The following is a 565-nucleotide window of genomic DNA, read 5'->3' on the forward strand; positions in this document are numbered from 1 at the left end:
TCGACCGTTTCGCGGTCCCGGAACTGATCCCGGCGGATCTTGCCCTTGAGTGCGCCGCGCGGCGCACGGACCGCCTCCGCGATCACATACCGGAGGATGCGCAGGTCAGCGGACCGCCACACCTCGCGGCGCTGCTGCATCGCCAACTCGGTCGGCTGGTCCAGCGTTTCAGCGACCGCCCGGGCGCCGGTCTGGCCAGGATCGCCGAGCAGCATCGTCACCGGCAGATCGAGGGCGGCGGCGACCATCATCGCGAGCGGCCGCCCGGACTCGGAGTCGATCGTCGCACCCGACTTCGGGATCGCCTCGAGTGTCGCGTCGGGGCTCGTGACGACCATCTGGCCGACCTGCGACGGGTCTGTCGTGTCGGCGGTGCGCGGGTTGGCGGCGGTGACCGCGGCCCGGACCTGCCGTGCCTGCTTCGACCCGGCGGCGGTGGTCCGCCACGCGTACCGGGACAGTGCCGACATGAGCGTCGCCCACTGCTCCAAATAGGTTTTGTAGGCGCGGGCCCAGTTGATCGCCGCGTACACGTCGGGGATGCCGTGCTGCCAGTGTTCTGGCC

1 protein-coding gene is annotated in these 565 nt (G+C 70.8%); it reads right to left on the minus strand.

What is annotated here, in order from left to right:
• Positions 1–533: hypothetical protein (locus tag ABD369_RS40925; RefSeq protein WP_344641712.1), on the minus strand; the 533-nt coding region annotated here is incomplete at its 3' end.
• Positions 534–565: the final 32 nt, after the last annotated feature.

It is taken from the genome of Kitasatospora cystarginea, from assembly GCF_039533515.1.
GTDB lineage: Bacteria > Actinomycetota > Actinomycetes > Streptomycetales > Streptomycetaceae > Kitasatospora > Kitasatospora cystarginea.